This window comes from Arthrobacter sp. Marseille-P9274, from assembly GCF_946892675.1.
Taxonomy (GTDB): Bacteria; Actinomycetota; Actinomycetes; order Actinomycetales; family Micrococcaceae; genus Crystallibacter.
This window is the reverse complement of sequence record NZ_CAMPOV010000002.1, coordinates 658,206-682,034: the sequence shown is the minus strand read 5'-3', so window position 1 is coordinate 682,034 and position 23,829 is coordinate 658,206. Positions and strand designations below refer to the sequence as shown.

The 23,829-nt window shown below is 68.4% G+C and carries 19 protein-coding genes and 2 pseudogenes; 8 read left to right on the top strand and 13 right to left on the bottom strand.

All coding sequences use genetic code 11. The annotated features are described in order from the left end of the window. Positions 1–319 precede the first annotated feature (319 nt). Entirely contained in the window at positions 320–1,714 is a 1,395-nt protein-coding gene (locus OC550_RS16380; protein ID WP_262106977.1) for an NAD-dependent succinate-semialdehyde dehydrogenase, read from the bottom strand. 282 nt (positions 1,715–1,996) lie between these two features. On the opposite strand from OC550_RS16380, the gene OC550_RS16375 reads away from it, so the two are divergent. Continuing rightward, complete coding sequence (locus OC550_RS16375; protein WP_262106976.1) at positions 1,997–2,191, top strand: hypothetical protein; 195 nt, start codon at positions 1,997–1,999, stop codon at positions 2,189–2,191. Between the two features lie 62 nt (positions 2,192–2,253). On the opposite strand, the pseudogene OC550_RS16370 reads toward OC550_RS16375, so the two are convergent. After that, positions 2,254–2,397: pseudogene (locus OC550_RS16370) on the bottom strand (pyridoxal 5'-phosphate synthase lyase subunit PdxS); the annotation flags it as partial. Positions 2,398–2,866: 469 nt separating this feature from the next. On the opposite strand from OC550_RS16370, the gene OC550_RS16365 reads away from it, so the two are divergent. Both OC550_RS16365 and OC550_RS16360 read left to right on the top strand, forming a co-directional pair. Then, positions 2,867–4,408, top strand: coding sequence for a sodium:solute symporter (locus OC550_RS16365; protein WP_262106975.1), 1,542 nt, complete (start codon positions 2,867–2,869; stop codon positions 4,406–4,408). Between the two features lie 172 nt (positions 4,409–4,580). After that, positions 4,581–4,867: pseudogene (locus tag OC550_RS16360) on the top strand (helix-turn-helix domain-containing protein); the annotation flags it as partial. Positions 4,868–4,880: 13 nt separating this feature from the next. Here the strand turns inward: OC550_RS16360 and OC550_RS16355 are convergent. Next, positions 4,881–5,330 (bottom strand): rhodanese-like domain-containing protein, encoded by a 450-nt coding sequence (locus OC550_RS16355; RefSeq protein ID WP_262106974.1) that lies wholly within the window; start codon positions 5,328–5,330, stop codon positions 4,881–4,883. A 327-nt stretch (positions 5,331–5,657) separates the two neighbouring features. Further along, positions 5,658–5,909 carry a hypothetical protein gene (locus OC550_RS16350; protein WP_262106973.1) on the bottom strand — a complete coding sequence of 84 codons (252 nt, stop codon included), beginning with the start codon at positions 5,907–5,909 and terminating at the stop codon, positions 5,658–5,660. Between the two features lie 501 nt (positions 5,910–6,410). Here OC550_RS16350 and OC550_RS16345 point away from each other — a divergent pair. Continuing rightward, positions 6,411–7,316: a TM2 domain-containing protein gene (locus OC550_RS16345; protein WP_262106972.1), complete on the top strand. Its 906-nt coding sequence runs from the start codon at positions 6,411–6,413 to the stop codon at positions 7,314–7,316. Positions 7,317–7,471: 155 nt separating this feature from the next. Here the strand turns inward: OC550_RS16345 and OC550_RS16340 are convergent, their stop codons facing one another. From OC550_RS16340 to OC550_RS16320, 5 genes are all read right to left on the bottom strand, one after another. Further along, a complete protein-coding gene (locus OC550_RS16340) occupies positions 7,472–9,229 on the bottom strand; it encodes a thiamine pyrophosphate-binding protein (RefSeq protein WP_262106971.1) in 1,758 nt (585 codons plus the stop codon). 239 nt (positions 9,230–9,468) lie between these two features. Continuing rightward, the gene (locus OC550_RS16335) at positions 9,469–9,954 is read right to left on the bottom strand and encodes a hypothetical protein (RefSeq protein WP_262106970.1); all 486 of its coding nucleotides are present in this window, start codon (positions 9,952–9,954) and stop codon (positions 9,469–9,471) included. Positions 9,955–10,113: 159 nt separating this feature from the next. Further along, entirely contained in the window at positions 10,114–11,775 is a 1,662-nt protein-coding gene (locus OC550_RS16330) for a SulP family inorganic anion transporter (protein WP_262106969.1), read from the bottom strand. Next, complete coding sequence (locus tag OC550_RS16325) at positions 11,772–12,206, bottom strand: helix-turn-helix transcriptional regulator (protein ID WP_262106968.1); 435 nt, start codon at positions 12,204–12,206, stop codon at positions 11,772–11,774. Before OC550_RS16325 ends, OC550_RS16330 begins: the two co-directional genes overlap by 4 nt. A gap of 101 nt (positions 12,207–12,307) precedes the next feature. After that, the gene (locus tag OC550_RS16320) at positions 12,308–13,222 is read right to left on the bottom strand and encodes a DMT family transporter (protein WP_262106967.1); all 915 of its coding nucleotides are present in this window, start codon (positions 13,220–13,222) and stop codon (positions 12,308–12,310) included. Positions 13,223–13,305: 83 nt separating this feature from the next. Between OC550_RS16320 and OC550_RS16315 the strand changes: the two genes are divergently transcribed. Continuing rightward, positions 13,306–14,199, top strand: a complete 894-nt coding sequence (locus OC550_RS16315) for a LysR family transcriptional regulator (RefSeq protein WP_262106966.1) — start codon at positions 13,306–13,308, stop codon at positions 14,197–14,199. On the opposite strand, the gene OC550_RS16310 is transcribed toward OC550_RS16315, so the two are convergent. Then, positions 14,196–15,737 (bottom strand): DUF4389 domain-containing protein, encoded by a 1,542-nt coding sequence (locus OC550_RS16310; protein WP_262106965.1) that lies wholly within the window; start codon positions 15,735–15,737, stop codon positions 14,196–14,198. The two genes, OC550_RS16315 and OC550_RS16310, sit on opposite strands and share 4 nt — an antisense overlap. A gap of 107 nt (positions 15,738–15,844) precedes the next feature. Here OC550_RS16310 and OC550_RS16305 point away from each other — a divergent pair, with 107 nt between their 5' ends. Further along, positions 15,845–17,146: a hemolysin family protein gene (locus tag OC550_RS16305; RefSeq protein WP_262106964.1), complete on the top strand. Its 1,302-nt coding sequence runs from the start codon at positions 15,845–15,847 to the stop codon at positions 17,144–17,146. 8 nt (positions 17,147–17,154) lie between these two features. On the opposite strand, the gene OC550_RS16300 is transcribed toward OC550_RS16305, so the two are convergent. From OC550_RS16300 to epsC, 3 genes are all read right to left on the bottom strand, one after another. Further along, on the bottom strand, positions 17,155–17,562 hold the full coding sequence (locus OC550_RS16300) for a DUF302 domain-containing protein (RefSeq protein ID WP_262107190.1): 408 nt from the start codon (positions 17,560–17,562) through the stop codon (positions 17,155–17,157). A gap of 34 nt (positions 17,563–17,596) precedes the next feature. Continuing rightward, complete coding sequence (locus OC550_RS16295) at positions 17,597–18,946, bottom strand: rhodanese-like domain-containing protein (RefSeq protein WP_262106963.1); 1,350 nt, start codon at positions 18,944–18,946, stop codon at positions 17,597–17,599. 101 nt (positions 18,947–19,047) lie between these two features. Beyond that, complete coding sequence (gene epsC, locus OC550_RS16290; protein WP_262106962.1) at positions 19,048–19,635, bottom strand: serine O-acetyltransferase EpsC; 588 nt, start codon at positions 19,633–19,635, stop codon at positions 19,048–19,050. Between the two features lie 246 nt (positions 19,636–19,881). Here epsC and OC550_RS16285 point away from each other — a divergent pair, with 246 nt between their 5' ends. Next, positions 19,882–21,345 (top strand): xanthine dehydrogenase small subunit, encoded by a 1,464-nt coding sequence (locus tag OC550_RS16285; protein ID WP_262106961.1) that lies wholly within the window; start codon positions 19,882–19,884, stop codon positions 21,343–21,345. After that, complete coding sequence (gene xdhB / locus OC550_RS16280; RefSeq protein ID WP_262106960.1) at positions 21,342–23,816, top strand: xanthine dehydrogenase molybdopterin binding subunit; 2,475 nt, start codon at positions 21,342–21,344, stop codon at positions 23,814–23,816. The genes OC550_RS16285 and xdhB overlap by 4 nt, the downstream gene beginning before the upstream one ends. Positions 23,817–23,829: the final 13 nt, after the last annotated feature.

Genomic DNA, 23,829 nt, shown 5'->3' with positions numbered 1-23,829 from the left:
AGCTGTGAATGAGGACGTCGTAGCGTCAGTCTGTTTCCGGGCTGCAGCAGTAGAAGCAGTCGGTGGGACAGCCGGCGGCCCCTGCCGGGTTAACGGGAAACGGTTCAACTCCGGAGATTAGTGCGTCATGCCGCGGCGGCGACACGGCTGTACCGGCAACTGGTTTCATGGACATTTGATTCCTTGCTCCCAGGCATGGGCAGAGGGGAAGAAGTCCAACTTCTTGCCGGCCCGGGCAGGCACGTCCGGGATGATACCCCCGGGACGTGCCTGCCTGCAGCGGCTTCCAGTCGAACATCTCCTGGTGATGCTGCTTTAACTAGTCGCCGATGTAGAAGAGGCGCTTGTTGACGAATTCGTCCATGCCGAGCGGGCCGAGTTCGCGGCCGAAGCCGGAGCGTTTGACGCCGCCGAAGGGGATGTCCGCGCCTTCGCCGACGCCGTTGACGTTGGCCATGCCGACCTCGAGCTGCTGGGCGATCCTGCGGGCGCGTTCCTCGTCGGTGCTGAAGACCGCGCCGCCGAGGCCGTACTGGGTGTCGTTGGCCAGTTTGAGCGCTTCCTCGTCGGAGGAGACTTTGTAGACCACGGCGACCGGGCCGAAGAGCTCTTCGGTGTAGGCGCGCATCTCGGGGGTGACGCCGGTGAGGACGGCGGGGGCGATGTAGGCTGCCGGCCCGTCCTGCAGTTGGCCGCCGGCATGCAGGGTGGCGCCCTTGTTGACCGCGTCCTTGAGCTGTTCGGCGAGGGCCTCCGCCGCGGCGCGGGAGGACAGCGGGGCGAAGGTGCCCTGGGCTTCCTCGGCCGGGTTGCCGGGCTTGAGGTCCTTGGCCTGCTTGGTCAGTTCGGCGACGAAGTCCTCGTAGATGTCTTCCATGACGATCATGCGCTTGTTGGAGTTGCAGGCCTGGCCGGTGTTCTCCATCCGGAACTCCCAGGCATCGGCCGCCGCGGCCGCGACGTCATCGGCGTCGAGCACTACGTAGGGGTCGGAGCCGCCGAGTTCCAGCACGGCCTTCTTGAGGTTCTTGCCGGCCAGTTCGCCGATGATGGCGCCGGCCCGCTCGGAGCCGGTCAGCGAGACGCCCTGGACGCGCGGGTCGGCGATGATGTCCGCGATCTGCTCGTGGCTGGCGAAGACGTTGATGTATGCGCCGGCCGGGACGCCGGCGTCGTCCATGATCTGCTGGATGGCCAGCGCCGAGCGCGGGCAGGTCTCGGCGTGCTTGAGGATGATGGTGTTGCCCAGCACGAGGTTGGGTGCGGCGAACCGGGCCACCTGGTAGTACGGGTAGTTCCAGGGCATGATGCCCAGCAGCGGGCCGACCGGCAGCCGCTGGATGAGGGCGCGCCCGCCGCCGATGGCCTTGATTTCCTGGTCCGCGGCCAGGCCGGGGCCCTCGGTCGCGAAGTAGTTGAAGATGTCGGTGCAGAACTCGGCCTCGCCCTTGGACTGGGAGAGCGGCTTGCCCATTTCCTCGGTGATGATCGCGGCGAGCTCATCGGCCCGTTCGGTGAACAGATCGGCGACCTTGGCCACGATCTTGGCGCGGTCGGCGATCGGCACGTCCTTCCAGGACTGGAAGGCCTCCTGGGATCTGGCCAGGGCGTCCTGGATCTCGGCATCGGTGGCGGTCGGGAATTCCTCCACCACCTCGCCGGTGGCCGGATTAAGCACGCGGTAGCCGGGCTGGGTGGTCGACGTGGCAGTCACTGGCAGTGTCTCCTGTTGAAAATTAGCGCGTGGGCGCTGGAAGCCGTCTCTCGACCGCTCCAAGAACCTACAACTCAATAGTGCGGATGATGCTGGAATGGCCTTCCGCAGCATCCTGTGACGGACTCCATAAAGTGAACGACGTTCATATATGATGCTTCTACTGTACCGAGCTGTCACAGACATGCAAAGCACCAGCCATCAATCCAGCCGCTCGCCCGTCTAGACAGAGGGACGACGGGCGCTGGCGTAAAGGCGGGCGCTTCACAGGAAGGAACCGAAATGACCATTGAATGTTGGAAGGACCTGCAGGGGCGACAGGTCCTTATCCGAAAGGACGGCACTCCCGTGCGGGCTGGTCGAGTTGAAGAAGTGACACCCGCAGCGGATGTCTTATGGATGGAACACCACGGCGGCAACCCTCGTCAGCTTTTCGAAAAAGCGGAAGGCTACTCGGTCGAGCTGCTTCCGATTTAACAACGGCAATCACCCAGGATGTCAATGGTGGCGTGGGGGATTACCGTTATTGTCTGGACGTATTACCAGCCGCACCCGGCGAGGCGGTGCGGCTGCGGGATCTCGTCCACGTTGATGCCGACCATCGCTTCGCCGAGGCCGCGGGAAACCTTGGCGATCATATCCGGATCGTCGTAGAAGGCGGTGGCCTTCACGACCGCGGCGGCGTCAGCAGCTGTTCTCGCTTGCCGTCAGCCTCGAGATTGATCCGGACCTTCGCACTGACGTTCAAGTAAGTTGCCGGATCCGCGAACAGGTCGCCGATGAGAATTCACCGGACCTGGTAAAGCGTCATTGGCGAGGCGATCGAATGTGAGGTGAGTTTCCGTTCGACCCGACTCAGGAATCCTCTGGTCAGCCCGGTGGACTCGGCAACCTGTTCGATAGTCATTCGCTGAGCCTGCCCGGCGGCCCGGATGCGGCAGCCGATGGTCAAGGGGGAGTTGGTCGGCTCCAAGGGCAGTGCTTTCACAGCAGATCTCCGCTCCTCGCTGTTTCCCTCCGCCGGCGGCGTTGATGCCCGTCGCATAAGGAGGTTGACGTGGGCCGCGTCACATGAATAGCCTAATACTCAACAATTGTTGCCCCCAGGGCAATCCACCCAAGTCCTTCAATATCTGACTAGCGGGAGCATCCATGGACGGACAACTTGTCAATGGCGGAATCGTTGTCGCATACCTCGTCTCGATGCTGCTTTTCGGCTGGTGGGGTAAGTCCCGCACCAAGAACAACAGCGATTATCTGGTTGCAGGGCGCCGCCTCGGCGGCGTGCTGTACACCGGCACCATGGCCGCCGTCGTCCTCGGCGGGGCGTCCACGGTCGGAGGCGTGGGGCTTGGCTACAAGTTCGGCATCTCGGGTATGTGGCTGGTGGTTGCGATCGGCACCGGGGTACTGGTGCTGAGCCTGTTCTTCGCCCCGACGCTACAGCGGCTGAAGATCTACACAGTGGCCCAGATGCTCACCCTGCGCTATGGCGTTAGTGCCACCAAGGTCTCCGGCATAGTAATGCTGGCCTACACCCTGATGCTCTGCGCCACCTCGACCGGCGCGTACGCCACCATTCTGGTAGTGCTCTTCGGGTGGGAACGCTGGCTGGCTATCGTCGTCGGCGGTGCGATCGTGCTGATCTATTCCACGATCGGCGGCATGTGGTCGATCACGCTAGCGGACATGGCCCAGTTCGTGATCAAGACCATCGGCGTATTCCTGCTGATGCTGCCATTCTCCTTCGCCCGGGCGGGCGGGCTGGAGGGGATCCGCCATCGCGTTGACGAATCCTTCTTCGACATCACCGGAATCGGTGTTCAGACCATCATCACTTACTTCGTGGTCTACACCCTCGGCCTGCTGATCGGCCAGGACATCTGGCAGCGGGTGTTCACCGCCCGGACCCCGCAGGTAGCCCGCTGGGGCGGGACCACGGCCGGCGTTTACTGCATCCTCTACGGCGTGGCCGGGGCGCTGATCGGCATGGCCGCCTCGGTGGTACTGCCCAACATTGAGGTCACGGACGATGTGTACGCCGATGTGGCCATCAACATCCTGCCGATCGGCATCGGCGGCCTCGTGCTGGCCGCCGCGGTCGCCGCGATGATGTCCACCGCCTCCGGGGCTCTGATTGCTGCGGCCACCGTGGCCAAGGCCGACGTGGTACCGTTCGTCCGTTCCTGGTTCGGCAAGCCAATCCACCACGAACACGGGGAAAACCCGGAGCACGATGTCCAGGGCAGCCGCTGGTATGTGCTGGGCCTGGGCGTGCTGGTGATCGCCTTGGCCATCGTGGTCCAAGACGTGGTCGCGGCGCTGACCATTTCCTACGACATCCTGGTCGGCGGGCTGCTGATTCCGATCCTCGGCGGTCTGCTCTGGAAGCGCGGCACCGGCCTCGGCGCCGCGGCCGCGATGGCCGTCGGCACCGTGGTCACGCTGGCGACGATGATCGTGCTGGAGGTCAATGCCGAGAACCAGTACGACGGTGTCTACGCCAACGAGCCGATCTATTACGGCCTGATTGCCGCCCTGGTGGCCTACTTCGCGGTCTCGCTGCTGAGCCGGCGAACGGATCCGGCGGTCATAACTGCATGGGACCGCCGCGTGGCCGGCGCCGTCACCGAGGAGGTCCCGGTAGAGGGCCCGGAAGACGTCCCCACGGCTAAACCCCACGGGGCGCCATAGCGCGCGCGGCTGAGGGGGCGTGGGGACCGCCGCGCTCACTCGGCCGTTTAGCGGCCGGAGCAGCACCGCTATGTCCAACACCACCACGCAGACCGCGGTTCAGAGGACGAATTCAACCGGTTGTCGCAACGCCTCGATTCTGGAGGTAGTGATGGGCAGGCCGGCGGGCTGGATGAAGGCGTTGACGGGCAGGTCCCCGATGGAATCGCCGTGGAAGCCGTCATACGGCGCGACACTGAGCGGGCGTTCTGGCGTGCGATCACGACGGGGTGCACGAGTGACGCGGCGGCGATTTCGGTTGGCGTGACGCAAGCGGCTGGAACGCGCTGGTTCCGGGATCGTGGCGGCATGCCGACGTTCATGCTCACAGCGCTCAAAGGCCGGTACCTGTCGTTCGAAGAACGTGAGGAGATAGCGCTGTTGAAAGCGCAGGGCGCAGGTGTGAGGAAAATTGCCCGGGCAGGCACCTTATTTAGTCGGACTGCTTGCGCAGTGCTGCCCAGGCTTGGAAACCGCCGATAAGGTCGGTCGCACGGGTCAGCCCCAGCCGTTGCAGGGTGTGTGCGGCGAGGCTGGAGCTGTAGCCCTCATTGCAGACGACCACGATCCGCCGCGCGGGGTCGTCGGCGATCGGGAGCCGGTGGGGGCTGGAAGGATCGAGTCGCCACTCGAGAACGTTTCGGTCAATGACGACCGCTCCCGGAAGATCACCGTCGCGGTCTCGCTGATCGACCGGCCGTGTGTCAACAATAAGGGCGCCCGCCGTCATCTCCCGCTCAAGATCCGAAGCGTGAACACGCTCGAGCCCGGTGCGGCTCTCAAGTAGTAATTGGTTGATCGTAAGGCGCCCGGGGGAATCGCTGGGATCTAAACTGCGTTGGCAGGTCGCGGCGCCGTCGTCGGAGGTATGACACTGCTTCACCGTTTTCCTCGCTTTGCCTGCTGATCGGTCGGTCGTTCCACTATGAAGCGAAATGATGAGCTACTTTGGTCGTCAATTTCAAGCCTATGGAGGGAGTCAGGTCAACGGGAGGTGCGATCGGGACTCCAGATTGGCGCCGCCACCGAGGGTTCTTTGGTGACTCCATTGGAGGGAATTGTGTCGAATGGATTCATTCACTGAGACACGCAGAGTTTTGCTGGTGAGCCGGCGTATTGGGAACCTGCGAATACAACTGCTTCAATGGCTCGGCTTAGCCTCGGAGAACGTGGGGCGCCGCGGGGTGGGTGTTTTGCTGGTTGTGAGTGGTTATGAACGAAGTGCTGCGCGGGCGAAGGCTTGCCCTGGCATCTTGGCGGTGTTTGCTTTGAGCCCGAAGCGGTTGTCGAAGATGCCGAGGTTCAGCAGGATGTCTCGGGCGTCGATGAGGAGTGCTTGGACGGTTTTCGGTTCCAGTTCGGCTCCGGTGCGGGTGCTCCAGCCGAGTGCGCCGAGGCCGAAGGAGACCGCTTCAAGGTAGTCGGCCCATCCGGTTCGTTTTCCTGCCGCGACCTCGAGCAAGGGTAACAGCGTCGCGTCGCGCTCGGAGTCATGACGGTGCCGGTGCCGACATTGCCAAGGCACAGGACTTCCTCGCCAGGAAGCAGACCGGGAGGCTGGTTCTTGTCCCGCTGTCCGTCAACGTGCCAGGCCCCACAATGACCGCCGAAAGAACGGAGATATACCTGTGAAGATCGCTAGAGTCGACCTCGACCAGGTTGACTTGCCCTAGCGGATCAGCGCGTCATTCAGAGCCGGTTGGGAACAGCAGGACTTTTCCGGTTGTAGCCCGCGACTCGAGCGCGATGTGCCAATGTGCCGCACTTATGCGAGTCTCAGAAACAGAAATTTGAACCTTTGATGGGACCTGATGTGGTTGTGGCAAACATCGGATATGCGAGGCCTCGTCGTTCCCGCTCGGCCCGTCCCGGCTATGGGGCGGGGGATGTAATCTGAGCATATGGCCGACGGGGTCATGGCGAATACGTACCGTCCGCGGAACATTTAGATGCCGTGGCCATCATGGATGCTTCCGAAGGTGACCGCGCCGCTGGCGGCATTGCGTCGGAGCCGCACCGTCCAGCACCATCCCTCGACGTCGGCGGGCTTTCCGTCGTGCCGCCGCTGGCGCCTTCCGGCCTCCCATCAGGTCCGGCGCCCGAACCGGCGCCGGGGCCCTACTCCGAGGCAGGTGCGCCCGCCCGTCCCCGCCGGTCTACGGCGGAGGAATACGGGCCGTTCCCGGTGGACCTGCCCGAGTTGAAGGACTTCCGCACCAACTGGGCGCTGTCCCTATTCCTGGGTGTCCTGGGCGTGGACCGGTTCCACCGCGGCCGCCCGGTCACCGGGGCGCTGAAACTGCTCACCGTGGGCGGTGCCGGCTTCTGGTGGGCCGGGGACCTGCTCGCGGTGGCGGCCGGATATGCCGTGGACGGCAGAGGGCATCCGATGAAGGGCCGGCGCAGCCACAGGGTACTGGCCGTGGCGGTGTCGCTGGCCGTGATCCTGGGGACCGGTGTGGCAGCCGTGTCCGCTGCGGGCCCTTATACGGGAAAGCTGACGGCCGGTGCCGGCCGGACCACGCTATCTGTACTTACCGCGCTCTTCCCGCCGGCGGAGCCCGACTGGGAGTGGCAGGAAGTAGCGACGCTCTCGGCCCGGACCGGCGCGGGGCCGTCCGAGAAGTTCCTGGTCAGCGGGGATGCGCTGACCATCAGCTACACCCTGGACGGCGCCGGGTTCATCTACCTGCTGCCGGCCGGAACCAAGGCCGTGCCAAACTTCACCGAGCCGATCATCTCCACGATGAAGGCCGCTGCCGGGAAGGTCACCGTCCGTGCTGCACCGGGCGAATACCGGCTCTACGCGCAGTCAGCCGGCGGCTGGGAGGCACACATCACCGAACGCGTGGTGCGCAAGCCGGGGTGAATCCCACGATCCGGAACCGGCCCCGACCGCTGCCCGGGGATCCCGCCCATGGATGACCCGATCGGGTTGAAACCCCATTCCGAAGGCATCCATGGACCGCCGGATGATGAGCGGTTGGTGGCACGCCCCCGCACTCGATGGCGGGGAACCGCGATTCAGCCGACCGGCAGCGGACGCGGCGCGGGTTGGGCACCGGCCATCGACTCGGCCATGTACTCGGCGACCACGTCCTGGGAGATGGGCAGGTCCAGCACGAACACGCCTTCAGCGCCGCGGGACACCCAGGCCTTAAGCGCCTCCAGGTCCTGCAGGCCCCGGGCCTTGACGCCCTCGGCGCCGAAGGCCCGGCCCAGAGCGGCGAAGTCCACCTCCTCGATGAGCATGGCCGTTTCATCCAGTCCGCGGGCGGCGTACTGGTGCAGCTCGGCACCGTAGGCAGCGTCGTTGAACACGACCACCACGCCGCTGCGTGCCTGGCGCACGAAGCTCTCGAAGTCGGCCAGGGCCATCAGCCCGCCGCCATCGCCGGTCACCAGCACGGTGGTCCGTTCGGGGCGGGCCACCGCGGCACCCACGGCCGAGGGGAAGCCCAGCCCGATCGACTGGAACGCCGTGCCGACGAACAGGTGGGAACGCGCATCCGGCACCGAGCACATCAGCGGGATCCACCCGATGAAGTGCCCGCCATCCTGCACGAACGTGCGCTCGCGGGGCAGGATGCCCTCCAGCGCCAGCGCCATCGTCCGCGGGTTCAGCCGGCCGTCCGGGGCCAGTCCGTCCTCCACGGAGCCGTCCTCGCGCATGTCCTCCACGCGCGGGGCCGCCGGCATGGGCTGGCGGGCGCGCCAGCCGCCGTCGGGGCGGCCGTTCTCCTGCGGTGTGGCGCCAAACGCCGCCGCCAGGGCCGCCAGTGCGGTTCCGGCGTCAGCGAGGAGGAAGCGGTCCGTGCGCTCATGACGCTGGCCGGCGCGGGAGTCCACCTGGAGCACGGTGGCGTCCTCGGACACGAGGGTCCCGTAGCGCATCTGGAACGGGTTCATGCTCGCTCCGACGACCAGCACGACGTCGGCCCGGCGCATGATCTCCACGCGCTCCGGCCGGGCGAAACCGCCGGCGATGCCCAGATCGCCCTCGGGCCCGGCCACATGGCGGGCCATCACGGAGGTGGCGATGAAGGCACCCAGCCCGTCGGCCAGCCGGCGCAGGGCCTCGGGGGCCCCGGCGGAGTCGACGACGCCGCGGCCGGCAATGATCAGTGGCCGCTCGGCGCCGCGCAGCGCGGCGGCCAGCGGCTCCAGCTCCGCGGCCGCAGGCGTGGCGGGGGCCGGCGTCGTGAGGTGCAGCGCTTCGGCCGGCTGCGTGACGGCCTGCACCGGGACCTCCACCAGGTCATACGGGATGGCGACGACGATCGGCCGGGATTCCGCCGCGGCGCGGTCGTAGGCGTCACGGACCCGGGCGGCCGGGTCCTGGGCGTCCAGGCGCACCGTCTCGACTCCGGCAGCGGCCGCCATGCCGACCTGGTCGACATCGAAGAAGCGCGGGCCGGATGCGGGGGCGTCACCGACGATCAGGATCAGCGGGATCCGGGCGATGGCAGCCTCGGACAGGGCGGTGAGGGTATTCGTGAACCCGGCGCCGTAGGTGACGGTGGCCGTGGCCGGCTTCCCAGACGCGCGGAAGTACGCATCCGCGGCGGCCACCGCACCGGCCTCATGGCGCACGGTGACGAAGGGGAAGCCGGTGCTGGTCAGCTCGCTGATCAGGTGGGCGTTGCCGTTGCCCATCAGCCCGAAGAGGGCGGTGGCACGCTCGCGCACGACCCGGGCCACGGCCTGGGGAACGGTAGCGGTGGCCTCAGTAGCGAGGGTGGTGGCGGCGGTGTTCGCGGGGCGGTCTGCGACGGCGGTCATGGCGGGACTCCTCAGTGCTCTCGGGTCGTCATGGTCTCTTGCCAATGAGTGTGACCTGAGCCGCGGCTACCGTGCAATCCGTCACTGATGGAGTCGACAATCTGTGCATCTTGACCCGCAGATGTGCAAAAGAGCTATACAGGCTGACTAGCAAATTCGTGCAGCAAGTGGCAGGTCCCGCCCTGCTCATGCGAAGGAGGACGGCGTGCGGGCGACGCCGGGCGCCTGCGGAGCGACGCTTAGTGCCGGGCGTACTTGGCGTCCCGCCAGGCCGTCACGGCGACGGTGATGGCGAGCCCGACAGAGATGATGCCCAGCGGGTTGCACAGCGCGGTCGACATGCCCAGCGCGGATTCGCCGGCCAGCGCGGTCATGACCGAGCCCCCGTCCTCGCCGAAGTCCGGCACGGTGAAGCCGAATCCGATCGCCGTCAGCCAGGCGACCAGCAGCAGCGCGCAGGTCTTAATCGGTGCGCCGTCGGGCCGGCCCTTCAGGGCGTTAGCCGTCGTCTTCACCCCGGCGATCAGCAGCAGGATGAACAGCGCCGGACCCAGGCTATAGCCCAAGATCGCGACCATGGGCCCGGAGATTCCGAAGAGCAGCCGCCCGGCCACCACCCACAGCGCTACCAGCGTGGCCATGGGGATGCTGGCCATCGCGACCAGCCACTGGAGGGGATTCGCCTTGCGTACGACGGCGGGTCGGGACATTGCTTCGGAGCTCACCTTTCTACTCTAGGCAGGATCGGGGTGCGGCTCAGCACCGGTCCGGCGCGGGCGCATACCTAGGCGCCGGCCAGGTAGGGCCGAATAGTAAGGCACCGGATACGAGCAGCGGAGGCCGATGACCGAGCAGGACAACGTGCGGCGAGGTGCTCGACAAGGTTACGCACCGCCGTCGTTAGTGGACTGTGCCTGCCGGGCGCGCTGCACGTGGCTGCGGGCGTGCTCCACCGCCGGTTCCAGCTCGGCGAACAGGTGCTTGTGGTGGCGCAGCGACTCCAGCATGCCGACCCGTGCGGCGAGCTTCAGGTGCCGCTCCTGGATCCCCTTGATGAGCACGGTGACCCCGCGGCGCTCCAGAGCGGTGACGAGCTCGGCCACCACCCGGGCGCCGGTCGCGTCCAGGATCTGCAGCTGCGACATGCGGATGATGACCACCTGGACGTTGCGGATGGCGCCGACACGCTCCAGCATCCGCTCGGCCGCGCCGAAGAACAGCGCGCCGTCGAGCCGGAAGAGCGCGATCTGCTCGTCCCCCTCGCGGGCCGGGCCGGGGAGCTCCTCGCGGTGCACGCCGCTGGCTTTCGCCAGGGAGCGCAGGGCGAAGAAGGCGGCGACGATGACGCCGATCTCGACGGCCTGGATCAGGTCGAAGGAGACGGTGATGACGGCCGTCACCACGAACGTGATGGTGTCCGCGCGGGTGGAACCGATGACGCTGCGCAGCGTTGCCGGCGAGACCATCCGGAAGGCGGTCACCATGAGCACGCCGGATAGCGCGGCGAGCGGGATCCGGGAGACCGGTCCGGTGGCGAGGTAGACGACGGCGAGCAGCACCAGGGCATGGACGACGGCGGAGGCGCGGGTTTGGGCGCCTGCCCTGATGTTCACCGCGGTGCGGGCGATGGCCCCGGTGGCCGGCATTCCGCCGAAGAAGCCCGCGGCGACGGAGGCCAGGCCCTGCCCGACCAGCTCGCGGTCCGCGTCGTAGGGGCCGGTGTCCGAGATGGAGGCGGCCACCCGGGCGGAGAGCAGCGACTCGATGGCGGCCAGCGCGGCAATGGTCAGCGCCGGCCCGAGCAGGGTCGTGACCAGGGCCGGGTCCACGAAGGGCAGGGACGGCGCCGGCAGCGAGGCGGGCAGTTCGCCGATCCTCGCGACGGGAAGGCCGGCCAGCTCGGCCAGCAGCGTGGCGACGACGATGCCGATGATGGAGCCGGGCAGCTGCGGATGGAGCTTCGGGGCCAGGACCATGATGGCGGCAACGACCAGCACCAGGGCTACGGGCCACAACAGCGTGGCGAAGTCCGTGGCCCGCAGCGACTGGAAGGCGGCTACCGCGGCGTTGGTGCTCGCGCCGGCGGGCACGCCGAACGCGGCCGGAACCTGCTGCAGGAAGATGATGGCCGCGATGCCGAGGGTGAACCCCTCGATGACCGGCCACGGAATGTAGCTCACGGCCCGGCCGAGCCTGAGGGCGCCGGCGATCAGCACGACGAGGCCCGCCATGATAGTCACGAGAGCCAGCGACTGCATGCCGTGCGCCGCGATGACCGGCGCGAGCACCACCACCATGGCCCCGGTCGGTCCGGAGACCTGCACGTTGGACCCGCCGAAAACGGCCGCCACGACGCCGGCCACGATGGCCGTGATCAGCCCGGCAGCCGCGCCCGCGCCGGAGCTGACGCCGAAGGCCAGCGCCAGCGGCAGGGCCACGATGCCGACCGTGACGCCGGCGACCAGATCGTTCTTCCAGCTGCGCCGCAGCGGCGCATAATCTCCCGGTCCCGGCAGCAGCTGGCGGGCGGTACCGAGCAGGTTCATCGCCGTGCCCCTTCTGGCCGGGCCTCTGACGGCTGGGCCTCTGGCGCCCGTCCCGAGGGCGGCTCCGGCTCCGGCGCCGGCGGCCCGGGGGCCATGGACAGTTCGAGGTTCTTCTGCGTGGTCGCCAGCACCTGCGTCAGGAAGCTCCGGGCCACGGTCAGCAGCTCTGCCACCTGCGGGTAGGCGAGGCTGTAGAAGACCTGCAGTCCCCGGCGCTCCGCAACGACCAGGTGGTGCCGGCGGAGGACGCCGAGATGCTGCGAGATGTTCGAGGCTTCCTGGCCGGTTCCCGCGATCAGGTCGGTCACGGAGACCGACGGCGCCTCGGCCAGCAGCTCGAGCAGGCGGATCCGGATGGGGTGGGCCAGGCCCTTGAACAGGTTGGCTTTGACCTCGTACAGCGGGGCGTGGGAAGCGGGCTTGTCTGGCAAGGCTGCACGGCTTTCGTTGATCCACTAATTTAGGTTTTCATCATATAGCCGAACTGCCTTTCACAAGTAGGGGCTGGGTAAAGACGGGACCTTGGTCCCGGCTACTGCCGGGCGTCTGCGTCCGCGTTCGACGGCGTGCGGAGAGCCTCCGGGTCGCCGGGCGCGGCTGTGCGTCCCCCCGTGCGGGTGGCTCCGATACCTGCAGCGACGACCAGGGCGATGCCGAGGATCGCCGCGGGTCCGGGAACCTGGCCGAGGAAGACCAGCCCCACGGCGAGGCCGATCGCCGGCTCCAGGCACATCAGGGTTCCGAAGGCGGCGGTGCTCAACCGGCGCAGCGCCAGCATCTCCAGGCTGAAGGGAACTACGGGCAGCAGCAGCGCCAATCCGAATCCGGCGAGGAGAAGAGCCGGATCGAGGTGGCCGAAGGTTGACGGGCCCACGGTAATCGTTGCGACGATCGCGGCGACCGGCATGGAGACGGCCAGCGCGTGGATGCCCGCCACCTCATCGCCCGCGCGCTGCGTGAGCAGGATGTAGGCCGCCCAGCAGGTCGCCGCCCCCAGCGCGAACAGGATGCCCGGCACATCCGTCTGCCCGTGCCACGGTTCGGTCAGCGCCAGCACGCCCGCGCCGGCCACCACAGCCCAGAGGCGCGAAGCTCCCTTGCCGCGGGCCACCGCCACCCCTAGCGGGCCAAGGAATTCCAAGGCGACCGCCGTGCCCAGCGGGAGCCGCTCCGCGGCAGCCATGAACAGGATAGTCATGCCGGCAGTAGCCACACCCAGCCACGTGCACGTACGCAGGGCGCCGGCACTGAACCGCAACCGCCACGGCCGGGTGAATATGACCACCAGAAGTGCCGCGCAGGCCAGCCGCAGCCAGGCGACCCCTCCGGGGCCCAGCCGGTCCACGAGGCCGACGGACACCGCCAGGCCCAACTGGACGCAGCACATGGCGGCGCCCGCCATGGCGGTGCCGGTGGCGGCGCGGGAAACGGGAAGGGAAGGGACCATGGCATCCAGTAGACCGGCCCGGCTCGTCCATGTCCACGTGATGGATACGTGCATTCCGTCCAGAAAATGTGAACAATCTTCTCGTGGACACCAAGCGTCTCCGGACCTTTCTCGAGTTCTCCCGCAGCGGCTCCATGCGCGAGGTGGCCGACCTCCTCGGTACGACCACTTCGACGGTCTCCCAGCAGATTGCCGCGCTCGCGCGTGAAGTCGGGACGGCTCTGCTGGAACCGAGTGGCCGGGGCGTGCGGTTAACCCCGGCCGGCCGGCGCCTCGCCGACCATGCCGTCACGATCCTGGCGGCGGTCGATGCCGCCCGCGCCGATCTGGTGCCCGACGCGGAGCCGGCGGGCACCGTGCGCGTGGCAGGTTTCGCCACCGCCATCCGCCACAGCCTCATGCCGATCATCCAGGAGGCCGCCGCCAGGCACCCCTCGCTCCAGGTCACGGTGCACGAACACGAACCGGCCGAGGCGAGGGAGATGCTGCTCGCCGACGATGTTGACTTGGCGCTGACCTATGACTACAGCCTGGCCGCACTGGGCAGCGACCCCCGGCTTGACCTCACGCCGCTCTGGTCAACGCCCTGGGGCCTGGGCGTCCCGCTGAGCGATGCTGGTCGCGGCCGCGAGAGCTCGCCCGCGGTCTTCGCCGCCTTCCGCGAACGGGACTGGATCGGGAATTCGCGCAACCGGGCGGACGCGGACGTGCTGCGCATCATCGGATCCCTCGCGGGGTTCGAGCCAGGGATCCGGCACGAAGCGGACAGCCTTGACCTGGTGGAGGACCTCATCGCCGCGGAATTGGGCATCGGCCTGCTGCCCGTGGACCGGAAGCCAAGCCCCGGCGTCGTTATTCTCCCCCTGAAACAGCCCGAAGTGGTGCTGCGCGCCTATGCGCAGACGCGGAAGGGGCGGAGCAACTGGCCCCCGCTGCGCTACGTCATGGACCGCCTCATCGAGGCCTCGGCCGGTTAGGTTCGGTGATCGGGCCCCATGCCCGGCGGAGGTGTCGGCCCGGGGGCCGCGGCGGGCGCGAGCGGATCCACAGGCCCCTGGTCCAACCGGAACGGCGGGTATTCGTCGCGCATGAGGGCCGCGTAGGCGAGGACTCGGTAGACCCACCGGTTAATGCCGAGGATGAGGTCGAACAGGGGCCGGCGGTAGATTCCGCTGAAGAGCAGGATGACGGCGGCGATGAGAACCAGCAGGCCGAGCAGGGACGGGCCGCTGACGCGGACGTACTCGCCCCAGTCGTCGCCCGCCGCCCACCAGGTGTAGGCGGAGCCGGTCAGCGCCGCGATCACCAGATAGTGCGGGATGGCCAGCAGCCACCACTTGACCAGCACCAGGCCGTTGGAGAGGCGGTGGGGATATGCGACGTCGAACTCCGCCGGGTACGAGGCCAGCGGGGCCAGGGTGAAGGGCGGGTAGCGGTCCGTTCCCAGGGCGCCGTAGGCGTAGAAGGCGACGCGCCAGTTCCAGCGCGCCACGCCGACGCAGAACTGGAAGAGCGAGTGGGGGTAGCGGCCGGTGAAGAGGATGGCGAAGCCTGCGACGATCGTGACGACGCCGAACGCGAACCAGAGGAAGAACAGCAGGATGTAGTGCGGGATGGCCAGCAGCCATTTGACCAGCCACATCCAGCGCGAGACCCCGGGGTCAAGCTCGCCATAGAGCAGGGCCGGATATGGACTGCCGGGCCGAGTGGAGACGGAACTGCCTGAGCCGGGTGGGGGCGGCCCGCTCCAGTACGTCGCGCCGGGCGGGCCGGCGGCGGCCGCGGGATAGGTCGGCGGGTGGTCCGGGTAGGCCGGGCGGTTGGCCGGTCCGGGCGGCAGATGGCGGCCGAGTCCGGCAGCCCCCAGGATGAGCAGCGGCAGCCCGATGACCAGCAGGACCAGGCCGGTGATCAGCAGGCCGATGGTCAGCGGTCCGAGGAACCCCAGCCTGACCCCGGCGGCGAGGTCAGCGGAAACGGGCCGGCTGCCGTCTGCATTCATCACGACGACGGTCCAGTCCCCGGACTGGAGGTCCCAATGGATCTGCTGCCGGCCGGTGCCCGAGGCCGAAACGGCCCAGAAGTCCTGCTCGCCGGGAGGGCCGGGCGTTTGGGTCCCCGGCACCTGGCGGTAGTCGGGATCGAAAGGGTCCAAGCCGACGTCGTTAACCACCGAATGCGCGACGCCCGCAAGGTAGCCGTCCACCTGCGCGGTCGGCGCGATGCCGATGAAGATCTCCCGGCCCGCGCTCGCCGCCCTCGCGCGCAGCAGTACGCCGAAAGTGTCATTGGCCTCCACGCCGGGCGGCAGTTCCTGGTCCAGCAGGACTTCCAGCGGCTCGCTGACCAGGGCATGGGAATCCGCGGTGAACCGGGAATGGTCCGAGACGAGGTAGCCCTCGTTGTCCTGCGCGGCCTGGACCGCGCCGGTGAACGCCGCCCCGCCGGCCAGCGCGAGGCCGACGAGCGAGAACAGGATTCCCAGCACGAGCATGATGATGTGACCGGGTTTCATGGCGCTCAACTCCTACGGGGCGAGACAGTTAGGAGCAGTGTCGGCCCGGCCTGCGCGGTCCCGCTAGGGGCAAGCGTCCCCAGTTTGACGTTGGGTATTGTCGGGCTATGGATGCCGACACCTGGCTGAACCTTGCCTTGGTCTTGTTTTTTGTGTTGCTCGGCGGTGTCTTCGCCGGGACGGAGATGGCCCTGGTCTCCCTGCGCGAGAGCCAGATCCACCGGATCGAGCAGTCAGGGGAACGCGGGGCGAGGACGGCCGGGCTGGCCCGAAATCCCAATACTTTCCTCTCGGCTGTGCAGATCGGCGTCACGCTGTCCGGCTTCTTTTCGGCCGCCTACGGGGCCTCCACGATCGCGCCGGACATTTCCCCGCTGCTTGAGGGGTGGGGCATGCCGGCCGGCGTCGCGGAAACGACGGCCTTGGTGGGCATGACCATCTTCGTGGCCTACCTGTCGCTGGTGCTGGGCGAACTGGTGCCTAAACGCCTCGCCATGCAGACCGCCGTCGGATTCACCCGCATCCTCTCGCCGCCGCTGAACGTCTTCGCCCGCGTCATGCGCCCCGTCATCTGGCTGCTTTCGGTTTCCACCAACGGAGTGCTGCGCCTGCTCGGGCGGGACCCGTCCGAGCGCGAGGAGTCGGTCTCCACCCAGGAACTGTGGGACATGGTGTCGCAGAACGAGGCCCTCGAGGAGGACAGCCGCAGCATCCTGGCGGACGTCTTCGGGGCCGGAGAGCGGCTGCTGCAGGAGGTCATGCGGCCGCGCACCGAGGTGCAGTTCATCAACGGAAGCATGACGCTCGCCGAGGCGCGTGAATTCACCCGCAGCCTGCCGTTTTCCCGCTACCCGGTGATCGGCAGGACCCCGGACGACGTGCTGGGCTTCATCCACATCCGGGACCTGATTCCGCACCCTGGCGAGGACCCCGGGGCCACTGTGCGCGGCATGATCCGGGAGCTGCTGCCCCTGCCCGGAACCAACCGGGTGCTCCCGTCGCTGTCCCTGATGCGCCGGGAGGGCCATCAGATCGCCCTGGTGGTGGACGAGTACGGCGGCACGGACGGCATCCTCACCCTCGAGGACCTAGTGGAGGAACTCGTGGGGGAAATCTATGACGAGTACGACGCCGGTGCGGACCCGGAGGATAGGGTCCGGAAGTCCGGGGGCACCATAGATATCGACGGCGGCCTCATCCTGCAGGAGTTCGCATCCCTTACGGGGGTCCGGCTGCCCGAGGGCGGCTACGAGACCGTCGCCGGCTTCATGATCGACCGGCTGGGCCGCATGCCGAGGACCGGTGACCGGGTGGAAGCCGAGGGACGGATGTTCACCGTGCTGTCGATGGACCGGCTGCGGATCGGACGGATCCGGGTCAGCCAACCGTCCGCCGATACGGAGAGGTGAAGCCGAACTTACCTGGAAAGGGCCTGCAGCGCAGCCTTTAGCCGGCGGTCGGCGTCGTCGGCTACCTCGCGGATGGCGTCGTTGTCTGCGAGTTGGACCATGGTCTGCGGGTCGACGGTTTCCACGGTAGTTTCGGTGGCGCCGGGTGGGCGGCGGACGACGACGTTGCACGGCAGCAGCGCACCCAGTTGGGGTTCGGCGGTAATGCCGCGCTGGGCGAGCTGGGGGTTGCAGGCGCCGAGGATGATGTAGTCGCCGACCGTGTCGCCGGCGTCCTGTCCGAGCTTCTTGGTGAAGGTTGCCCGGACGTCGATTTCCGTGAGGACCCCAAAGCCCTGGTCAGCCAGGGCTTCGCGGGTGCGGGCGAGGGCGTCATCCCAAGGAAGCGGGACCGTGATGGAGTGCGTGTAGGCCATGGTGTTCATGCCTCCGGTTGAGGGTGAGCGTCGGTTAGCTGCTGAGTTTGAGTCCGCTTTTCTTGGCGTCCTCGAACTTGGCGTCGATGTGGACGACGTCATGGGTGGCCCGCTGCAGGAGGCTCGCGCCGACAGAGGCACGGTATCCCGAGCCGCAGTGCACCCACAGGCGCCCGGCGGGCACTTCGTCCATGCGCCGGAGCAGTTCGTGGAGCGGGATGTTGACTGCCCCTTCGATGTGGGATTGTTCGAACTCGTCCGTGCGGCGGACATCCAAGATGGTGTCCTTCTCGGGTTTTCCCAGTACTTCCTGCCAGCCGACGCTGTCATAGGACGAGGTGGCTGCTTCGGGCGCGAGTTCGGCCGGGCCGGCACCGATGGCTGCGTCCGGATTGTCGATACCGATGCGGGAGAGGTCCCGGATGGCGTTTTCGACGTCCCGGCGTTCACCGACCAGCGTCAGCTGTTCGTCCCAGGGCAGGACCCACCCGAGGAACGCGGTGAACTTGGTGCCGTCGCCGTATTCGAAGCTGACGCTGCCGCTGAGGTGGTTGTTGGCGAATGCGACGCGGTTCCGCAGGTCGACGACCCACTCGCCCTGCTCCAGTCGGGACTGCAGCTCGTCCGCTGCCAAAGAACCCGGCACTTCAAGGTTGGGTGGAGTGGGGCCGGCCATGTTGATGGGCGCCATGTGGGCGTAGTACGAGGGGTAGGCCGTGAGGTTGTGGATGAGCTCACGGACAAAGTGGTCCTCGTCCTCATCGGTCAGGGCGTGGTTGTCCCGCAGCTGCTCGCCGATGGTGGAGGAGTCCGCGCCGCTGGCCGGGCCGGAGGAGCAGAAGGAACCGAAGCCGTGCGTGGGGTAGAGCCCGGCATCATCGCTGGCTTGCTGCACCAGCCGCCGGACGGAGGCGTACTGATGATGGGTGAGGGGGACGGTGTCTTCCTCGCTGACCAGATCGGTGCGACCCACGGAGCCGTAGAGCAGGCTGCCGCCGGAGAACACCGCCTGCCGCCCGCCGTCGTTAATAAGGTAGGAGAGGTGGTGGTGGGTATGTCCGGGAGTGGCCACCGCTTTGAGGACCAGCCTGCCGACCTGCACCGTTTCTCCGTCGGAGATCGGCTGGCGGCTGTATGGGACGTCGTCGGCGGCATTGACCAGGTACACCGCATCGTGGTCCCTGGCCAGCTGCAGTCCGCCGGTGACGTAGTCGTTGTGGATGTGGGTCTCGGCGACGTGGGTGATGCGCACCCCGGCGTCGGAGACGGCTTTCTCAACCCGGTCGGTGTCCCGTTGGGGGTCGATGACGACTCCGACCTCGCCGTCGTGGACCAGGTAGGTGCGGTCGCCGAGCTGCGGTGTTTCGATCGTGACGACTTCCATGCCGGAATCATCCTCCTCGCTGAGCCGGTCTGCTCGTCACGTTACCGCTGAGGTTTGCCGGGCGGTACCCCTGGGGGTGTTTCCGCGGCCCCGGCTCGGGCCTAGAGGAGGAAGGCCGGATCGATCAGGTCGAGCCGCGGATCCCAGGGGTAGTTGCCGTCCTTCGGGCGGAACTGCGCCGGGATCCCGATCGCCACGGAACCGGCCGGGATATCGGTGACGACGACGGCGTTCGCGCCTATCGCGCAGTCGTCGCCTATGGTCACGGGTCCCAGGATGCGGCAGCCGGAGCCGAGCATCACCCGGTTGCCGATCGTGGGGTGGCGCTTGGTCTTGTCCAATGCGCGGCCGCCGAGCGTGACACCCTGGTACATCATCACGTCGTCCCCGACGATGGCGGTTTCGCCGATGACGATCTTGGTGCCGTGATCGAGGAAGATGCGCCGGCCGAGGGTCGCCGCGGGGTGGATCTCGATGCCGGTGAGGAACCGGGTGAACTGGGAGAGCAGCCGCGCGGGCGTCCGCAGGCCGGGCCGGCGCCACATCGCGTGGGCAATCCGGTGGGCCCAGACCGCGTGCACGCCGGAGTAAGCCCCTGCGACTTCGAGGTCGGAGTTGGCCGCGGGATCCTGGGCCCGGGCGGCCTTGAGGTCCTCGCGCATCAGCGCCAGCAGGCCGCTCGTGGCCATCGTCAATCAGCTCCTCGCCGTCGTCAATCTTGCTCCGGCAGGAAGCTGCCGCACCTTGTCCAAGAGAACATCTTAGGCAACCGCGCGGCGGCCCCGATTCATTCCCCGAGCCGGGCCCCCACGCCGCTCCCGGCGTTGTTCCCGGCCCGGTCCTTGCGCGGGAAGCCGCGGGCTCTGGAGGTCCCGCAGGGCAGCCACTAGGCTCATCGGTAGGGACACATCCCGTCGGATGAGGAGCGTGAGGCGATGGAGCCGATCGACGTGACCGTCAACGGCCTGGCGCGAAGGTCCGCGGCGGGCCCGAACGTCAGCTTGCTGGACTGGCTGCGCGGCGAGGGCCTGACCGGCGCCAAGGAGGGCTGCGCAGAGGGCGAGTGCGGGGCCTGCGCCGTGCTGGTCGCCCGGCCGGACGGCCCGGCCCGGACCCGGTGGACGGCTATCAACTCGTGTCTGCCGCCGGCCCCGGCCTTCGACGGCGGGGAAATCGTCACGTCCGAGGGGCTCGGCACCGCCGCCGGAGTGATCGCGGCCGAAGACCTGCACCCGGTCCAGCGCGAGATGGCCGACCGCGGCGGATCGCAGTGCGGCTACTGCACCCCGGGGTTCGTCTGCGCCATGGCCGCCGAGTACTACCGGCCCGAGCGCCCGGCCGCCGGCGGGTCCAGCGAACCGGAGCCGCACCACGGACCCAACGGCTTCGACCTGCACGCGCTGAGCGGCAACCTGTGCCGCTGTACCGGCTACCGGCCCATCCGGGACGCGGCCTATGCCCTGGGCGATCCCGCGGAGGAGGATCCGCTGGCCGCGCGCCGTGCCGCGGCGCCGCCCGCCGCCCGGCCCACCCGTTCCGCTGCCGGCGGCTCGGAATTCGTCCGCCCCGCGACCCTCGGGGAGCTGCTCGACCGGCTCGAGCAGCAGCCGGACGCCCTGCTCGTCGCCGGCGCCACGGACATCGGCGTCGAGCGCAACCTCCGCCATTCACGGCCGCCGCTGATCCTCGCGGTGGACCGGCTGGCTGAGCTGCGCGGGCTCCACGAAGGCGCCGGATACGTCGAGATCGGCGCCGCCCTGACCCTCAGCGAGATCGAGCGCGGGCTGGACGGGCGCGTCCCGCTGCTCGGCCGGCTCTTCCCGCAGTTCGCCTCCCCGCTGATCCGGAACAGCGCCACGCTCGGCGGCAACCTCGGGACCGCCTCGCCGATCGGCGACGCCGCACCCGTCCTGCTGGCACTCGACGCCACCCTGGTGCTGGCGTCGAAACGGGGCGAGCGGGAGGTGGCGCTCGCCGACTACTTCACCGGCTACCGGCGGAGCGTGCGCGAACCGGGCGAGATCATCCGGGCCGTCCGCATCCCGCTTCCGCTGGCCGCCCGCACCGCATTCCACAAGATCGCCAAGCGCCGCTTCGACGACATCTCCTCCGTCGCCGTCGCGTTTGCGGCAAGGTACGACGGCGGACTGGTCACCGATGTGCGCATCGGCCTCGGCGGCGTGGCAGCGACCCCGATCCGCGCCCGGGCTGCAGAGGAAGCGCTGGCCGGCAAGGAACCGACCGCGGAGGTCGCCGCGGCGGCATCTGCCGCCATGGCCGGCGAGGGCACGCCCCTGGATGACCACCGGGCCAGCGCCCGCTACCGCACCGCCATGCTGGAGCAGGCGATGCTGCGCTTCTGCGCCGAAAGCCTGGCGGAGCCGGAGGCCGCCCGATGAAGTCGCTCGCCGAACGGCCCGTCAATCCCGCGGTCGGCCTGACCGTCCCGCACGAGAGCGCCGCGCTGCACGTGACCGGGACGGCGCTCTACACGGATGACCTGGTCGGCCGCATGCCCGGGTGCCTCCATGCCTGGCCGGTCCAGGCGCCGCACGCCCATGCCCGTGTCGCCGCCCTCCGCACCGAAGGCGCAATGGCGGTTCCCGGCGTCGTCCGCGTCCTGACCGCCGCGGACGTCCCCGGCACCAATGACGCAGGCACCAAGGAGGACGAGCCGCTCTTCCCCGGCGAGGTGATGTACTACGGGCACGCCGTCTGCTGGGTGCTGGGCGAGACGCTGGAGGCCGCCCGCCTGGGTGCCGCCGCCGTCGAGGTCGAGTACGAGGTGCTGCCCTCGCTGCTGACCCTCACCGAGGCGATCGCAGCCGGCAGCTTCCAGGGCCACCAGCCCACGCTCTCCCGGGGCGATGCTGCCGACGCGCTCGAAGCCGCCCCGCGCCGCTTCGCCGGGACCTTCGAGCTCGGCGGCCAGGAGCACTTCTACCTCGAGACCCACGCCTCGCTGGCCTACGTGGACGAGGCCGGGCAGGTGTTCATCCACGCCTCCACACAGCACCCGTCGGAGACCCAGGAGATCGCCGCCCACGTGCTCGGCCGCTCCAGCAGCGAGGTCACCGTCCAGTGCCTGCGCATGGGCGGGGGGTTCGGCGGCAAGGAGATGCAGCCGCACGGGCTCGCCGCGGTGGCCGCGCTCGGCGCGGTGCTGACCGGCCGCCCGGTGCGGCTGCGGCTCAACCGCACCCAGGACATGACCATGACCGGCAAGCGGCACCCGTTCCACGCCGACTGGGAGGTGGGGTTCGACGACGACGGCCGCCTCCTCGCGCTGCGCGCCACCATCACGTCCGACGGCGGGTGGTGCCTGGACCTCTCCGAACCGGTACTGGCCCGGGCGCTGTGCCACATCGACAACTCCTACTTCATCCCGGACATCGAGGTCCACGGGCGCATCGCGAAGACCAACAAGACGTCCCAGACGGCGTTCCGCGGGTTCGGCGGGCCGCAGGGCATGCTCGTCATCGAGGACATCCTGGGCCGCTGCGCGCCGGCGCTAGGCATCGACCCGACCGAGCTGCGCCGCCGCAACCTGTACGTGCCCGGCCAGAGCACGCCGTACGGCCAGCCGGTCCGGCACGCCGAGCGGCTGCTGGACATCTGGACCCGGCTCGCCCGGCTTGCCGACCTCGAAAGCCGCGCCGCCGCCGTCGTCCGCTTTAATGAGGCGCACGAGCACACCAAACGCGGAATCGCGATGACGCCGGTGAAGTTCGGCATCTCCTTTAATCTCACGGCCTTCAACCAGGCCGGCGCGCTGGTGCACGTCTACAAGGACGGCTCGGTGCTGATCAACCACGGCGGCACGGAGATGGGCCAGGGCCTGCACACCAAGATGCGCCAGGTAGCCGCCACCGCGCTCGGCATCCCGCTGGGCGGCGTGCGGCTCGCGCCGACCCGCACCGACAAGGTCCCGAACACCTCCGCCACCGCCGCGAGCTCGGGGGCGGACCTCAACGGCGGGGCAGTGAAGAACGCCTGCGACCAGATCCGGGACAGGCTGGCCGAGGTCGCCGCCCGCAGGTTCAACATCCACCCCGACGACGTGCGGTTCGTGGACGGCCGCGTCACGGGGATCGGCTTCCACGACCAGGACCTCGCCTTCGCGGAGGTGGTCAACGACGCCTACTTCCAGCGCATCCCGCTGTTCGCCGCCGGCTACTACCGCACCGAGGGCCTCCACTGGGACGCCGCCCGGATGCAGGGCGAGCCGTTCAAGTACTTCTCCTACGGGGCCGCCGTTTCCGAGGTGGAGGTGGACGGCTTCACCGGCGCCTACCGGTTCCTGCGCACCGATATAGTGCACGACGTCGGGGACAGCCTTTCGCCGCTGGTGGACCTTGGGCAGATCGAGGGTGCGTTCGTCCAGGGCGCGGGCTGGCTCACGCTCGAGGAGCTGCGCTGGGACACCTCGGACGGGCCGGATCGGGGCAGGCTGGCGACGCAGGCGGCGAGCACCTACAAGCTGCCCGCCTTCTCCGAGATGCCGGACGTGCTCAACGTCCATCTCTACGAACGGGCCACCGAGAGCGGCGTGGTGTACGGCTCGAAGGCGGTGGGGGAGCCGCCCCTGATGCTCGCCTTCAGCGTGCGCGAGGCGCTGCGCGCGGCGGCCGGGGCCTTCGGGCCCGCGGACCGGCCGCTTGAGCTGGCCAGCCCGGCCACTCCGGAAGCCGTGTTCTGGGCGCTTCAGGGGGCGCGGGACGCGCTCGCGGAAACGCTCGGGGATGCCGCCGCCGAAGCGGGCAGCCAGGTTGCCGGCGAAGAGGGCGGGGCAGCAGGCCCGCCCCGGCAGCACAGTCCGGACCGGTCCCCGAGCCGGGAACGCGGGCTCGCGCCGCGCGCCCGGGAGTGAGGAGGCGGTTGCC